The sequence below is a fragment of the Mitsuaria sp. WAJ17 genome, from assembly GCF_014174515.1.
GTDB lineage: Bacteria > Pseudomonadota > Gammaproteobacteria > Burkholderiales > Burkholderiaceae_C > Roseateles_B.
Genome location: NZ_JACJUG010000136.1, coordinates 1 through 367, shown reverse-complemented (window position 1 = coordinate 367; position 367 = coordinate 1). Strand labels below are relative to the sequence as shown.

1 protein-coding gene is annotated in these 367 nt (G+C 68.4%); it reads left to right on the top strand.

The features are described from left to right. Positions 1-367, top strand: a 367-nt coding sequence (locus tag H5407_RS23730) for an RnfABCDGE type electron transport complex subunit B (RefSeq protein ID WP_255501421.1), incomplete at both ends; no start/stop codon positions are given.

The following is a 367-nucleotide window of genomic DNA, read 5'->3' as shown; positions in this document are numbered from 1 at the left end:
CCTCTTGAGGACCTGACCCGGCGCATCGATCGGGCCCTGCCGCAGACGCAGTGCACACGCTGCGGCTATCCGGATTGCCACCGGTATGCGGCCGCAGTTGCGGCCGGCGCGGCGCAGATCAACCAATGCCCGCCCGGCGGCGCGGGGGGCGTTGCGCGTCTGGCCGCGATCACCGGTCGCCCTGCTCTGCCGCTGAGCGCCGAGCATGGGGCGGAAGGCCCACGCTTGCTGGCGGTCATCGATGAAGACTGGTGCATAGGCTGCACGTTGTGCATCAAGGCCTGCCCGGTCGACTGTATTGTTGGCACGCCCAAGCAGATGCATGTGGTCGTCGACGCGCAGTGCACCGGTTGTGAGCTCTGCGTCC